Here is a 14,902-nt window from a genome sequence, read left to right as displayed (position 1 = left end):
GAGTAGCCAGTGTCTACTATTGATCCGTTACAAAATAATTATTGGCAACCAGAGTCGGTTGTTCCAGAGAGCAATAACAATCAGTCATTGGGGCAAGAGGATTTCTTCTCACTGCTTACTACTCAGTTGCAGTATCAAGATCCAAGTAAACCCGTTGATAACGCTGAGATGATTGCGCAAATGGCGAGCTTTCAGACTTCCGAGGGGATTGCTGAGCTTGGTACTAAGTTTGACACCATGAACTCGATCATGAATTCATCGGCTGCCTTGCAGGCGTCAACTTTAGTGGGCCAGAAAGTGTTAGTCCCGCTAGATTACGGACATAACGGTGGTACTGGTTTTGACGGTGTAGCGGTAACTGGTGCAGCAACAACCAATGTAAAAGTTTCGGTCGAGAACGCGGCGGGTGAAGTCGTCAAAGTTATCGACTTAGGTGAGGGAAGCGGCAACATGCCATTCTCTTGGGACGGCACCGATTCCAATGGGAATCCAATGCCAGAAGGTAAGTACAACATTAAAGTTAATGGTGTTCAGGGCGGTAAAGAGATCAGTTTACCCACCGCAACATATGCAAGCGTAGGTAGCGTGAGCTTAGCTGGTGGCACATCTGGCGTAGTCGTCAATTTAGAAGGCTTAGGTGGCATTGCAATGAGCGATGTTCTCGAAGTAGCCAAGGCCTAACAAAGAATAGTAAAACGATAGGAGATTGAGAGATGTCATTTAATATCGCTCTAAGCGGCATCAATGCCTCGCAAAAGGATCTTGACGTAACGGCGAACAATATTGCTAACGTCAACACCATTGGTTTTAAAGAGTCGCGTGCTGAGTTTGCCGATGTGTATGCAACATCGATTTTCTCAAATGCTCGTACCGCAGTAGGTAATGGTGTTAAAACTGTAGATGTAGCTCAGCAATTCCACCAAGGTAGTCTTAACTTTACCCAGAATGCCTTAGATATGGCGATCAGTGGCGAAGGCTTTTTTGTTACCGCATCAGACTTAACCACTCAAACACGAGAGTTTACTCGTGCGGGTGCGTTTAAGTTAAATGCTGATAACTTTATTGTTAACTCGCAAGGTCAATACCTACAAGGTTATACCGTGAACAACAGCGGCACGCCTTCAGCGGTGAGTATGGCTGCAACCAGCGCAATTCAAATTAGTGCTGAAGTAGGTAACCCTACCATGACTAGCCAAGTTGATATGAGTTTTAACTTGCCATCGAGCGGTACTACTCATGATATAGGCGATTTCGACCCAACCGACAGCAATACCTACACGTCTGCCACTTCGGTGACGGTGTATGATTCTCAAGGTGGCTCGCATGTTGCTGAGACCTTCTTTATTAAAGATGACACCACGGCTAACACATGGCACAAGTTAATATACATTGACGGTATGCCAGTAGATGTTGCAGGTGGTACAGCTAATACCCCTAACGCGGGTAACCCTAATCCAAATATCCCTGCATCAGCGACTTTAACTTTTGATAATACCGGTGCATTAGCATCTACAGCGCCACTTATTATTGAGACTGTAGCGCTTGGTACTGCTCCACCAAACGGCCCTGGTGGTGTATGGGATCCGGTAACGGGTTCTGTAGATCCAACGCAAACCATTACTTTTAACCTAAATGGCCCAACTCAGTACAACTCAGCCTTTGAAGTATCTAGTTTATCGCAAGATGGTTCTACCGTTGGTAAATTGACAGGTATTGATATTGGCCCAGATGGTTTGGTTGTTGCCTCTTACAGTAATGGTCAAACAACCAATATTGCTAAAGTATCGGTTGCTAAATTTGCCAATAACCAAGGTTTAGCGCAAATCGGTGATACCTCATGGCAGCAAACCCAGTTAAGTGGTGAAGCGATTGCCGGTGAAGGTAACTCGGGGACTTTCGGTAAAATCAACTCTGCTTCTTTAGAACAAGCTAACGTTAACTTAACCGAGCAGTTGGTTAATTTGATTAGTGCTCAGCGTAACTTCCAGGCTAACTCTCGTGCCTTAGAAGTTAACTCAACGCTACAGCAAACTATTATTCAGATACGTTAATAGCCAATTAGCATTTGAGCAAAAAGGCAGCCTTGACTGCCTTTTTATTTTATTGATTCAATTGGCTTTTTTAATCATATTTCTCATCTTTTATCTTCTGGCATTCTAATTGCTTTATTTCCTTTGAGTCAGCTAATTGACGTAGGAAATAGACATGGACCAACTACTTTATATATCGATGACCGGTGCAAAACAAAACATGCACTCGCTCGCGGTACGAGGTAACAACCTTGCAAATGCAAATACCACAGGCTTTAAAGCCGATTTAGAGAATGCACGCTCTATGCAGGCTTTCGGGCCAGGCATGCCATCTCGGGTATTTGCTATGACCGAGCGCCCAACTCAAAACTTTACCGATGGTCTGTTAAAAACCACTGGTCGGGATTTAGACGTGGCGATTAAAGGTGAAGGTTGGATTTCGGTCCAAGACAAGGATGGTAATGAAGCGTTGTCTCGGAATGGTAACTTTACCATTTCAGCCGCTGGTGTTTTACAAACCATGCAAGGGCAGCCCGTATTAGGTAATCAAGACGCGCCAATCATTATTCCCCTACCTGTTGAAAAGCTAGAAATTAACGAAGATGGCACCATAGAAATTAGGCCAGAAGGCGCACCTGCCGATGCCTTGGAAGAAGTTAACCGAATTAAGCTAAGCAATCCTTTTGCTGGCGAGTTAACTAAAGGCGACGACGGTTTATTTCGTGCCACCAATGGTCAACCTTATCTGCCCGATGCCACCGTTGAGTTGGTTAAGGGAGCGCTGGAAGGAAGTAACGTGAACCCAGTGCAAGAAATGACACATATGATCAGCATGCAACGTCAATTTGAAATGCAAATAAAAATGATGAAAACCGCTGAAGAAAACGAAAAAGCAACCAACAACTTGTTGCGATTAAGCTAGGTATAAGGAGCGTATTATGCATCCCGCATTATGGATCAGTAAAACTGGCTTAGATGCCCAACAAACCAACGTCTCGGTTATTTCAAACAATTTAGCCAATGCCAGTACTGTTGGTTACAAAAAAAGTCGCGCAGTATTTGAAGACTTGCTTTACCAAACGATTAACCAACCGGGTGGCCGTTCGTCTCAAAACACGACTATGCCATCGGGCTTAATGATTGGTGCCGGTGCTAAAGTTATCGCCACTCAAAAAAACCATGACCAAGGTAATGTGCAAACTACCGATAACGCTTTTGATTTAATGATTGATGGGCGTGGTTTCTTTGAAATTTTGATGCCCGACGGTACAACAGCTTACACCCGTAATGGCCAATTTGGTCTTAACGATGAAGGCACTATTGTTACACCTGGATCTGGTTATCCCTTACAGCCAGAAATTCAAGTACCTGAAGATGCACAAAGCTTTACCGTAGGTGAAGACGGCGAGGTAAGTGTTCGCTTACCTGGACAAACCGACAGTCAAGTTATTGGCCAAATTACCATTACTGACTTTGTTAATCCTTCTGGATTAGAGCCTCGTGGCCAAAACTTGTATTTAGAAACCGGCGCTAGTGGTGCTCCCCAAAATGGTATTGCATCAGAGAATGGTTTAGGCGCTATCCGTCAAGGTTCTTTAGAAACTTCAAACGTGAATGTGACCGAGGAGCTGGTTAACTTAATTGAGGCGCAACGGGTTTACGAGATGAATTCAAAGGTAATTTCAACCGTAGACCAAATGTTGACCTTCGCAACGCAGCAACTGTAATCAAAGTTTAGAGAGAGGGATTGCTCATGAATAAACTAATGGTAGTAGCAACCTGTATGGCAATGGCTGGCTGTGCCAGTGTAAACACCGCCGTAGTGCCCGATGATCCTGAGTTTGCGCCGGTATATCCAGAAGATGTGGCCGTAGAAGCAAGAATTACTGGTTCACTATTCACCGAAAATGGCGCCAATAATTTGTACTCAGATAAAAAAGCCCACCGGATTGGTGACATTATTGTGGTGACCTTAGCTGAGCGTACTCAGGCCAGCAAATCAGCCAGTAATGAGTTGGCTAAAGACAAGAACTTAAATCTAAACCAAATCACAGTACCTGGTGGTGTAGCTACAATTAACGGTAATCCAATAGAACTTGGTTTAAGCCAAAGTAGTGATTTTACAGGTGAAGCCGACGCTGCTCAAAGTAACAGCTTAAATGGCAATATTTCGGTTAATGTTGTTCAAGTATTGGCCAACGGCAATCTAATCATTAGCGGCGAAAAATGGCTAATGTTGAATAACGGTAATGAGTATATTCGCTTAACGGGCATTATACGCCCTGAAGACGTAGCACCAGATAACTCTATTACATCGTTACGCATTGCCAATGCACGCATTCAATATGGTGGTACCGGCGATTTTGCTAATACCACTAATCAGGGATGGTTATCTAAATTCTTTAATGGTCCTGTTTGGCCATTCTAAGCCCTGAGTTTTAGGAGTAATCTTATGTTTAAACGAAGCATTGTAATTTTGAGCTTGGGTTTATGCTTAGTAGCAAATTCGGTAAATGCCGCACGTGTTAAAGACGTAGCAAACATTGCCGGTGTGCGTTCTAACCAATTAACCGGTTATGGCTTAGTGGTAGGCCTGCCTGGCACAGGTGAAAAAAATAGTGATTTTGCCAAGCAGTCTTTTGCAACAATGTTACGTAACTTTGGGATTACGGTTCCTCCAGGGACTAATTTAAAAATTAAGAACGTTGCTCCTGTGGCTGTACATGCTGAATTACCCGCTTTTGTTAAGCCTGGGCAAACTATTGACATTACCGTGTCTGCCATTGGTGAAGCGAAAAGCTTACGTGGCGGAAGTTTAATTCAAACTTTCCTAAAAGGTGCCGACGGCGAAGTATATGCCTTGGCTCAGGGGAGTTTAATTGTAGGAGGCTTTGGCGCAGAGGGAGCTGATGGCTCTAAAGTTATTTCGAATACACCAACGGTTGGTCGCATTCCTAACGGCGCTATTGTAGAGCGCTCGGTGCCTTCACCGTTTATGAGTGGTGATACAATCACCTTTAACCTTAAGCGCTCGGATTTCACTACTGCAAAACGTTTAGCTGATACCATTAATGGCTTAGTAGGCCCCAATACTGCTACGCCAATGGACGCAGCCTCTGTACAAGTATTCGCTCCACGTGACCCCGGACAGCGTGTTGCCTACTTATCTACATTAGAAAACTTAACCTTTGAACCTGCCTCAGAGTCAGCCAAAATTATTGTTAACTCGCGCACTGGTACCATTGTAATCGGTAAAGACGTTCGCTTGTTACCTGCTGCGATTACTCACGGTGGTTTAACCGTTAAAATTGCCGAAACCCCGTTAATTTCTCAGCCTAATGCATTCTCCAATGGAGAGACGGTAGAAACTACCGTGAGCACAATTGAAGCAACGGAAGAAGACTCAAGAATGTTCAACTTTGACCCCGGCGCATCGCTTGACGACTTGGTGCGTGCTGTTAATCGGGTAGGGGTTGCTCCTGGTGACTTAGTCTCTATTTTAGAAGCGCTAAAACAAGCTGGCGCTATTCAAGGCGAGTTGTTGGTGATTTAACATGGCAATGGACGCAGTCAAACAATCAGCAAACTACCATGACTTAGCCAGTTTAGATGAGCTAAGAAGTGCTGCTCAAAAAGATCCGAACAAGGCACTAAAGCAAGTTGCCAGTCAGTTTGAGTCTTTGTTTATGCAGATGTTGATGAAACAGATGCGTAAGAGTAATGAATTGTTTGAAAGTGATACGCCATTAAATAATCGCCACACGCAAACTTACCGAGACATGCATGATAACCAAATGGCGTTGGAATTATCTTCTTCTGGTGCTTTAGGACTTGCCGATTTAATAGTGGCCCAGCTCGATCCCGCTGCAGCCAATGTTACGCCAGCATCTGTATTGCGTGGTGGCCAAAATATTGATCTTCAACAGCGTTCTTTAAATGCCTCAGATACAACTGGCAAGAATATTGCTGAATCGACTAGTGTAACGGCCGCAAGTAGCAAAACTTTAGAAAAAGATAATGCCAGCGCTGCCGTTAGTGAAAAAACTGAGGAAGCAGCGGCAATAAATCGGCAAAGTTTTGCCTCTCCTGGAGAGTTTATTCAAGCAATCTTGCCTGTAGCCAAAAAGTTGGCCGCTGACAAAGGCATTGAACCGATGGCAATTGTTGCACAGGCTGCGCTTGAGTCGGGTTGGGGTAAAAAGGTTATCGCAAATAGTGACGGTTCAAGTAGCCACAACCTATTTGGGATAAAAGCGGATAATCGCTGGCAGGGAGATAAGGCAGTTGTGAACACTTTAGAGTATAGAAATGGTCAAGCCAATCAAGAACGAGCAGCCTTTCGCTCATATGACTCATTTGAAGATAGTGTTAAAGACTACTTATCGTTTGTGGAAGGGCCGCGTTACCAACAAGCTTTAGCCAACGGCATGGACGCAAAACAGTACGCTAAGGAATTACAAGCTGCTGGTTATGCCACCGATCCTCAATATGCCAATAAGATTGGTCAGATTTTAGACGGCAAACATTTTGCGGAATTTAGTCAACAAGCGGTTGAAGGGGAGTAATTAAGCTATGGCAATGAACGACCTACTTACAATTGGTTCTTCTGGGGTTGCCGCGCATCAACGTTTATTGATGACCACAGGTAACAACATTGCTAATGTTAATACACCCGGTTACAGCTTACAGCGCACCTTTTACACTGCCGATACCTTAGGCGGCGTTCGCGAAGGTTATACTGAGCGAGTGTTAAACGGGTTTGCGCAAGCACAAATGTTTCGTGATACCTCTACCTACGCTAACCGTAATGCCTACCTTGAGTCGGTCAGCCATATTGATGCGATCCTTAGTGATGACTCACTATCCTTAAGTAGCAAGTTTGACGATACCTTTACTCAGCTGCATGCAACAACTGATAATCCCACTGCGCTTTCGACTCGAGAGCTAGCATTGTCTCAGTTTAACGCCTTGACAGATCGCTACAGAACCTTAAATGAACAATATCAAATTCAAGAGAAGAACCTAAGTCAAGACATAACTGAAAAAGCCGAAGAAGCAAATACCTTAATTACAAATATTGCCGAGATAAATAAAGAAATTATCGCTGCTGGTGGTAGCCCTCTCGACGGTAACAATGCGATTCTATCCGATAAACGCGACCAAGCGATTAAAGAATTAGCTGAACTGATAGATATCAATACCATTGTTCAAGATGATGGCTCAACATTGGTATTTATGCGCTCCGGCCAAGCCTTAGTGCTACAAGATGACCATACTAAATTGTCGATTGTTGATGGTGATCCAGATAGTACTCAAAAAGAGATGACGTTGAGCCTGGCAGGCTCTACACGCATCATTGGTCGAGAAGATATTGGCGGTACCATTGGTGGTTTAATGGAATACCGTAAAACCACTTTAGATACTAGTCGTAACCAATTAGGTCAGTTATCGATAGCAATGACAGATGCGTTTAATACTCAAAATAGATTGGGTATGGACTTAAATGGCGATATTGGTGGAGACATTTTTACCTTACCAACTTTTAATGGTAAGGAGTTTTCAACTAATACCACTGCTGGAACCATAAGTGGAAGCTTTATTGCTGGCAGTGGTAGCGAAGTTACTCCTTACGATTACCGAGTTACCTTTACTTCAGCGACAACCTTTGAAGTTCAGCGCTATGATGGAGACCAACCCATTGATGCGGTAATTGCAGGGACCATCCCTCCAACTAATTTTCAGCTTGATGGTATGGACTGGGATTTCTCTTCTGGCCCCTTTGCTGCTGGAGACCGACATCTTATTCAACCGGTGCGAGATGCAGCAGCTTCAATGACAGTGAGTATGAGCCAACCAGAGAAACTTGCTTTGGCTTCACCAATACGTGTTGAGCGGGAACTTAATAACCGCGGAAATGCAACGGTTTCAATTGATTCTGTTTATGACACTGACCCTGTAACGTCAGATTTTACCTCACCTGGTGGATATGATGTAAATGGCCCAGCCGAAGTGCGCATCAATGCCGTAGGCGATTACGAAATTTATGACGGTTTGGGCGTATTAATGGCCACCGCACCAGCTGCCAGTGCAGGTCAACAGCTGTTTTCGAACGCAGTGCCTGCATTAACACCAGGTTACGAAATAAACATAGATGGTGATGTACAAGAAGGTGATGTATTCACCATGGGTTACAATACCGATGGTTTTAACGATAACTACAATGCGTTGCGTCTCGTTGATTTGCAGCAGCAAGATTTGGTACGTAAAAGCTTAGCCACTAGTGGCGACAACAAAATGACGATGAACGATGCTTATGCCAGCGTGGTAAGTTTTGTTGGTGGTAAGACTAGTGAGGCAAGGGTGGCGGCATCGGCAGCTAACTCTTTACTGGAACAAAGTACCCAACGGCACAATTCAATTTCTGGCGTTAATTTGGATGAAGAAGCATCAAATTTGATTCGCTTCCAGCAAGCTTACGCTGCCTCAGCTCAAGTGATTAGTGCCGCGCAAGAAACCTTTCAAACTCTACTAAGCTCAGTGAGGTAATAAACTATGCGAGTTTCCAGTATTAACTTGTATCAAAACTCACTAAATGGTGTGCTTAACTCTCAGCAACAAGTTGAGAAGATGAACCAACATCTTATCACTAATAAGAAGTTGCTAACTGCTGCTGACGGTCCTTCGGACATGAGTAAAACCATGTTTTTGACCACGGAAATAACCTTAACAGAGCAGCATTTAAAGAATGGCACCTTGTTGGAAAATGCGCTTAACTTCGAAGAGTCAACCTTGGATGGGATGATCAATGCCATGCAGCGAGCAAGAGTATTGGGGGTTCAGTCAGGCGATGGTATTAATGGTAGCACTGAACGTGCTTCGCTCGCACAGGAGTTGCGTCAGATACAAAACCAAATGCTAGATTTTATGAACAGTCAAAACGCTGATGGTAGTTATGTATTTTCGGGCTTTCAAACCCAAAAACAACCATATGTGTATGATGGAACTGATTATAATTATCAGGGGGATGCGGGAGTTAATGAATTAAAAGTATCTTCTTCGGTATATATTCAAAGTAATGATACTGGGCAGGAGGTTTTTGATAATGTATTTAAACGTTTTGGAACTAATGACCTAACACCTAATATTACATCGGTAGTTAATGACCAGCGCGCTTATGACAGTTTTCATAAATTAAATTACGATCCTATTACACCAGCAAATAATACATACCAGGTGCAAACTACCGCTGGAGTGCCAGATACTTATGAGATTTTGGATAGTGTTGGTGCATCTTTAGTTCCTCCCGTAACTGGTAACTATGTACCTAATGAACCTATTAACTTTAATGGGCTTGAAGTTATAGTATCGACTGTTGCAGGTAGTGCCAACGAGTCATTTGAATTGGCTCCGCCTGAGAAGGATAATATATTGAATATGCTATCTGATTTTATTATTGCCTTGGAAGACCCCAATTTCGTGGAAAGTGACTTTTTGGAGGCGCAATCTGATTTCTTGGTAGGTTTAGATAATTCGTTGGAAAGTGTGAACCTTACTTTAGGATCCCTTGGTGCGAGGGGTAACTCTTTGGATTCAGTGCGCTCTGCTGCTGCTTCTATGGATGTGATTAATCAGCAATCAAGAGCAAGCCTCAGCGAGGTTGATTTCGCTGAGGCTGTAAGCAACCTACAAAAAGCTGAGCTTGCTCTAAACACTTCTTACTCCTCGTATAGCAGAATTAGCCAATTATCTTTATTTAATTACCTATAACACTAAAGTTTATATTCTATCAGCCGTTATAAAGGTTGCTTCAATGTTGAAGCAACCTTTTTTATTTAGACGCTTAGGGTGTATAAATAAAATAAAAATAAATGCTAAAGAATATTGAAGCGCTGCCGTTATATAGGGTAAGTCAGAAACAAAAAATAACTGACAACTAATAAAACCTATAAATGGTTAATATATAGATAGGAGAAATATCATGGCTTTATACGTAAATACTAATGTGTCATCAATTAACGCACAGCGTCAACTTTACAACTCAGGTATTGGTCTAGATACATCGTTTCAGCGTTTATCATCAGGTTTTCGTATTAATAGCGCCAAGGACGATGCGGCAGGCCTACAAATATCAAACCGCTTTACCACCCAAATTCAGGGTCTGGATCGTGCGGTTATGAACGCCCAAGATGGTATTTCAGTAGCGCAAACTGCTGAAGGTGCGATGGATGAAGTAACCAACATGCTACAACGTATGCGTGTTCTCGCCATTCAATCTCAAGATGGTGTTAATAACACAGACGACCGACTAGCATTGCAAGCGGAAGTAAGCCAGCTTAAAGCTGAGATCAGTCGGGTTGGTACAACTACTAAGTTTGGTGGAATTCAGTTGCTTGACGGTTCTTACAGTGCAAACTTTTTAGTGGGTGCGAATGCTGGTGAGAATATTCAAGTGTCGATTGCCACTTCGGTCACGCAAGCCGGTTTGGGTATTGGAACGATTTCGGTTAGTTCTGCTGCCGGTGCAAGTGGTTCCATGGCAGCTATTGACTCAGCTCTTAAAGTCATTGATGAAGAGCGAGCAAACCTTGGTGCGGTGCAAAACCGTTTCCAATCTACCATTCGCAACTTGTCTAATATTTCTGAAAATGTAACCGCAGCACGTTCGCGTATTAAAGATACGGACTTTGCCAAAGAAACTGCTGAATTGACACGTAACCAGATTCTACAGCAGACATCGACAACTATTTTGGCTCAAGCCAACCAGCGTCCTCAGGCTGCACTATCACTACTTGGATAATATAAAAAAGAAAGGACGGTGGGGGTTCAATCCACCGTCCTCAGACTGCAGTAGCGCAATTAATACTCTTAGGAGGCTCAATTCCATACCAATAATAAGTTGCGCTTTGGTTTCGCTCTCAATCTCCTATCGTTTCGAGCGATACGGTCAAGTGATGCATACTCACTTGGCCTTTTTTTCGCAGCGGTTCAGACTGCGAGTATAATAAAGCAATGTGCGTGCCAATAATTAACAGCAATAATTTGACGTTCAATTATTGCTCAATGACTATAAATGTATCGTTTTTTAGCTGAGTTTAGAAGTTTTTTCTGGTCCCTAAAGCCAGTGTTTACAAGGCTTGCCGTAAACGCGGCAAAAAAATTCCGCTTATTTCCTCTTTTTTTCTAAAGCTTTTTCCTCCATTGCCGCTAACAAATATGAAGTTAATAAAACTTTGGTCCATTTTTAAGTTGTCTTGATTTACAGTTCATAAATCAGGGGTTCAACAACTAACAAATGGTTTAGGTCGTCCTGACATAGTTCAATCAGGATGAGCGATTTCTTAGGAGGCTCAAATTATGGCATTAGTTGTCAACACCAATGTGTCGTCATTGAACGCACAGCGCCAGTTATACAATTCTGGTAATTCTTTAGATACTGCCTATCAGCGTTTAAGTTCTGGTTTCAGAATTAACAGTGCAAAAGATGATGCAGCAGGTCTACAAATTTCTAATCGCATGACATCGCAAATCCAAGGTTTGGATCGTGCAGTGATGAATGCACAAGATGGTATCTCTGTTTCACAAACAGCTGAAGGCGCAATGGATGAAGTAACCAATATGCTTCAACGTATGCGAGTTCTCGCTGTTCAATCACAAGATGGTGTAAACAACAGTGATGACCGTGCAGCACTTCAAGCTGAAGTGAGTCAATTAAAAGCAGAAATCACTCGTGTTGGTGATACTACCAACTTTGGGGGAACTAAGCTTTTAGACGGTGCCTACAGCGCAGACTTCTTGGTTGGTGCTAATGCTGGTGAGAAAATCAATGTAGCGATCAATACCACTATCACTGCCGGTGGACTAGGCGTAAGTGGTATCAGCGTATCTTCTGCTGGTGGCGCTTCTGCAGCAATGGCGGCAATTGATTCTGCTTTGAAGTCGGTGGATTCGGAACGTGCTAACTTAGGTGCGTTGCAAAACCGTTTCCAATCTACGATTCGTAATTTGTCGAACATTTCAGAGAATGTTAGCGGCGCACGTTCACGAATTAAAGATACTGACTTTGCTAAAGAAACTGCTGAGTTAACGAAATCTCAGATTCTTCAGCAGACCAGTACCTCTATCTTGGCACAGGCAAATCAACGTCCACAGGCTGCGTTAGCCCTCGTATAATAGACAAAATAATAGAAGAAACACGCGGCCGCACTTATACTAATAAGTGTGGCTTGCTTTGTTTTAAGGAGTCTGGTTTATGGATAGCAATGTAAGTACCATTTCTGCTTCAAACCTCACTACTGGTTTGGCCGTTGGCAAAGAGCAGAAAGTAAGTGCTGCTGAAAAAATGGAAGTGGCACAGTTATCGCTTCAGAAAGAGCAGCAAAAGATTAAGGCTGAGCAAGAAGCTGAGCAAAAAGAACGTCAAACGGAAGACCGAACTCAAGTAGAAGATGTAGTTAGTTCGCTGAATCAACTACTAGAGGTGCAAGATCGTGACGTAAAATTTGTAGTTGATGAGCGAGATGGTCAATTTTTCACTTCAGTGCTTAATAGAAGTACTGATGAGTTAATTAGAGAAATCCCGACAGAAGAGTACCGTCAACTTGAAGAGCGTTTAAGAAAGTTCCAAGATGCTATCGGACAAACCACGGGTTTGTTTGTAGATCAAATTGTATAGAAGGGTTGTGCTATGACGGGTATTACAGCAGCAGGTATTGGTAGTGGCTTGGATTTAGAGGCCTTAATTGAAGTTTCTATTGATGCAATTAAAGTACCTCAAGAAGCACGACTTCAGGAGCGGCGTGAATCGCTCGATGTAACCCTTTCAGCAGTTGGATCAATTAAGTCAGCTATGAGTTCGTTTCTTGGTATTTTAGACAAAGCCAAGGAGCCCACCACATTTTTCCCTCGCTCCGCTTTTGTCGGTGGGAGTAATGTTAGTGGAGAGAGTTATAGTGGACCATTCGGAGTAACGGTTGGGGATGATGCTACAAATGGCAGTTATGACGTTGAGGTGCTATCTCTTGCATCTGGTTCAAGAGTAGCCACTCAAACTGAATACGCGTCTAGTTCTACAGTTATTGCTAATACCGAGGGTGAATTAACTTTTGCAGCAGGTTCTGGCACCGATGAAGAAACGTTCACTGTTCAAGTTACCGCAGGCATGACCTTGTCACAATTACGGGAGGCGGTAAATGAAGCAGGCGAAAACTTTGGTGTAAGCGCGAACTTAATCAACACTGGAACTGGTACTCAACTGGTGTTCGACTCCTCAAAATCGGGTGCTGACGATGATGCTGATCCAGCTAATGGTAACCCAAATGACTTGCGGATAATCTCAAGTGGTACCGCTAATGGTGACTTGGATGCTTTAATTGGTAATACTCAAGTAACTAAAAGCGCTTCGGAAGCGCGCATATCAGTAAACGGTATTGAGGCTACTAGCAATACTAATACTTTCAGTGATGTTATTTCTGGCGTGACTATAGACGTCAATACTTTGACTAGCTCCTCTACTACACTCGAAATAAAACCTGACGATGACGCGGCAGTTGAAAGTGTTCGTAGTTTTATTGACGCATACAACAAAATAATCTCAGAAATCGACAAGTACAGTAAGCCGGATAAGGTATTAGAAGGCGAAGACAGTAGTCGTAAAGAGCTTAGTGGTGATGCCATGTTCCGCTCAATGAAGTACAGTTTAGGTAAAATGAGCACTACTGGCTTTGAGGACCCAAGTCAGCCAGGACGTGTAACTACCCTTTATGCTCTTGGTATTGAGATGGATGAAAGTGGTCAATTAACGCTTGATGAAGGTCAATTGAAAGAGTGGGTAGATGGTGATTTAGATAAACTTGGCGAGATTTTTGCAGGAGAGAATGGCATAGTCGATACATTTTACGACTTTACCAAAAGTTATGAGCAAACTGGCGGGGTGTTAGCCTCGCGTGAAGATACAACTCGCTCACAACTTAAAGACCTTGACTACGCTGACCTTGCTTTGAAAGAGCGAATGGCTGAGTATGAGTCAACGTTAAGAGCCAAATACACCGCATTCGACCAAACCATGGGTGCGCTTAATAGCCAGATGTCCTATATAATGGGCCAGCTCGGCTAATAATTTATAGGATGTAATGCATGTACAAACATGGAATTAATCAATATCGACAAGTAGGTATTAAAGATCAAATAGCTACTGCCGATCCGCATCAGATTACTCAGCTCTTAATGCAAACTGCATTAGAAAACCTGTCAGTAGCCAAAGGTTGTATAGAGCGTAATGATATCTCTAGCAAAGCTAAACCAATTGCTAAGGCAACTTCCATCATTACTTCTCTTAGAGATACATTGGACCATGAGAAAGGTGGTGAAATAGCTACCAATTTACAAGATTTGTATAACTTTATGCTCGAACGTTTGTCTGAAGCTAGCATCAACAATGATGCAACGATTATTGCTGAGGTGATGGAAATATTCCTACCAATTAAATCGGCATGGGATCAAATTCCAGAGTCAGCAAAAACTGAAGCTTATAACCAACGATGAGTGACCGCTCTCTCAATCTACTGCAAGCTCAAATTGAACAAGCAAGTGTGTTGTTGGTTAAGTTAAAAGAAGATCTTGTCGAAGGCCTCATTGATCAAGAAGAAATCTTAGCAAGGTTAGAATCGCACGCACAACAAGTCGAATCGTTTTTTAGCACTGGCACAGAAGACATGCCTAGCGAGCATAAGCAGCTGATTGTTGATTATGTGGCTCAAATGAAACAAGTATTTGAAGCCTTAGCGCTTGAAAAACAACAGACAAGTGAAAAGCTTGGAAAAATGCGTAGAGGGAGGAAAGTTAGCTCGGCGTACAATCAAAATACCTAATCTGAG

General features: G+C 43.0%; 15 protein-coding genes. All 15 read left to right on the top strand.

What is annotated here, in order from left to right; all coding sequences use genetic code 11:
- Positions 1-9: 9 nt before the first annotated feature.
- Positions 10-681 (top strand): flagellar hook assembly protein FlgD, encoded by a 672-nt coding sequence (locus tag ACYFDN_RS01920; protein ID WP_016402476.1) that lies wholly within the window; start codon positions 10-12, stop codon positions 679-681.
- Positions 682-713: 32 nt separating this feature from the next.
- Complete coding sequence (flgE, locus tag ACYFDN_RS01915) at positions 714-2,051, top strand: flagellar hook protein FlgE (RefSeq protein WP_016402475.1); 1,338 nt, start codon at positions 714-716, stop codon at positions 2,049-2,051.
- A gap of 154 nt (positions 2,052-2,205) precedes the next feature.
- Positions 2,206-2,952: a flagellar basal-body rod protein FlgF gene (gene flgF, locus ACYFDN_RS01910; RefSeq protein WP_483509817.1), complete on the top strand. Its 747-nt coding sequence runs from the start codon at positions 2,206-2,208 to the stop codon at positions 2,950-2,952.
- Between the two features lie 16 nt (positions 2,953-2,968).
- Positions 2,969-3,757 (top strand): flagellar basal-body rod protein FlgG, encoded by a 789-nt coding sequence (gene flgG, locus ACYFDN_RS01905; protein ID WP_016402473.1) that lies wholly within the window; start codon positions 2,969-2,971, stop codon positions 3,755-3,757.
- Between the two features lie 26 nt (positions 3,758-3,783).
- Positions 3,784-4,458 (top strand): flagellar basal body L-ring protein FlgH, encoded by a 675-nt coding sequence (gene flgH, locus ACYFDN_RS01900; protein WP_016402472.1) that lies wholly within the window; start codon positions 3,784-3,786, stop codon positions 4,456-4,458.
- A 24-nt stretch (positions 4,459-4,482) separates the two neighbouring features.
- Positions 4,483-5,583, top strand: coding sequence for a flagellar basal body P-ring protein FlgI (locus ACYFDN_RS01895; RefSeq protein ID WP_016402471.1), 1,101 nt, complete (start codon positions 4,483-4,485; stop codon positions 5,581-5,583).
- A gap of 1 nt (position 5,584) precedes the next feature.
- Positions 5,585-6,595, top strand: a complete 1,011-nt coding sequence (gene flgJ / locus ACYFDN_RS01890; protein WP_483509816.1) for a flagellar assembly peptidoglycan hydrolase FlgJ — start codon at positions 5,585-5,587, stop codon at positions 6,593-6,595.
- A gap of 7 nt (positions 6,596-6,602) precedes the next feature.
- Positions 6,603-8,576, top strand: a complete 1,974-nt coding sequence (gene flgK / locus ACYFDN_RS01885) for a flagellar hook-associated protein FlgK (RefSeq protein ID WP_483509815.1) — start codon at positions 6,603-6,605, stop codon at positions 8,574-8,576.
- A gap of 6 nt (positions 8,577-8,582) precedes the next feature.
- A complete protein-coding gene (gene flgL, locus ACYFDN_RS01880; RefSeq protein ID WP_483509814.1) occupies positions 8,583-9,797 on the top strand; it encodes a flagellar hook-associated protein FlgL in 1,215 nt (404 codons plus the stop codon).
- A 211-nt stretch (positions 9,798-10,008) separates the two neighbouring features.
- Complete coding sequence (locus tag ACYFDN_RS01875; RefSeq protein WP_483509813.1) at positions 10,009-10,827, top strand: flagellin N-terminal helical domain-containing protein; 819 nt, start codon at positions 10,009-10,011, stop codon at positions 10,825-10,827.
- A 557-nt stretch (positions 10,828-11,384) separates the two neighbouring features.
- On the top strand, positions 11,385-12,200 hold the full coding sequence (locus tag ACYFDN_RS01870) for a flagellin N-terminal helical domain-containing protein (RefSeq protein ID WP_338625623.1): 816 nt from the start codon (positions 11,385-11,387) through the stop codon (positions 12,198-12,200).
- A gap of 79 nt (positions 12,201-12,279) precedes the next feature.
- Entirely contained in the window at positions 12,280-12,702 is a 423-nt protein-coding gene (locus tag ACYFDN_RS01865) for a flagellar protein FlaG (RefSeq protein WP_338625625.1), read from the top strand.
- A gap of 12 nt (positions 12,703-12,714) precedes the next feature.
- Positions 12,715-14,142 carry a flagellar filament capping protein FliD gene (gene fliD, locus ACYFDN_RS01860; RefSeq protein WP_338625627.1) on the top strand — a complete coding sequence of 476 codons (1,428 nt, stop codon included), beginning with the start codon at positions 12,715-12,717 and terminating at the stop codon, positions 14,140-14,142.
- A 20-nt stretch (positions 14,143-14,162) separates the two neighbouring features.
- Positions 14,163-14,570, top strand: a complete 408-nt coding sequence (gene fliS, locus ACYFDN_RS01855) for a flagellar export chaperone FliS (RefSeq protein ID WP_406611092.1) — start codon at positions 14,163-14,165, stop codon at positions 14,568-14,570.
- Positions 14,567-14,896: a hypothetical protein gene (locus ACYFDN_RS01850; protein WP_338625631.1), complete on the top strand. Its 330-nt coding sequence runs from the start codon at positions 14,567-14,569 to the stop codon at positions 14,894-14,896. The genes fliS and ACYFDN_RS01850 overlap by 4 nt, the downstream gene beginning before the upstream one ends.
- Positions 14,897-14,902: the final 6 nt, after the last annotated feature.

It is taken from the genome of Agarivorans sp. D1326 (assembly GCF_056958115.1).
This window is presented reverse-complemented; position numbering and strand designations above follow the sequence as displayed.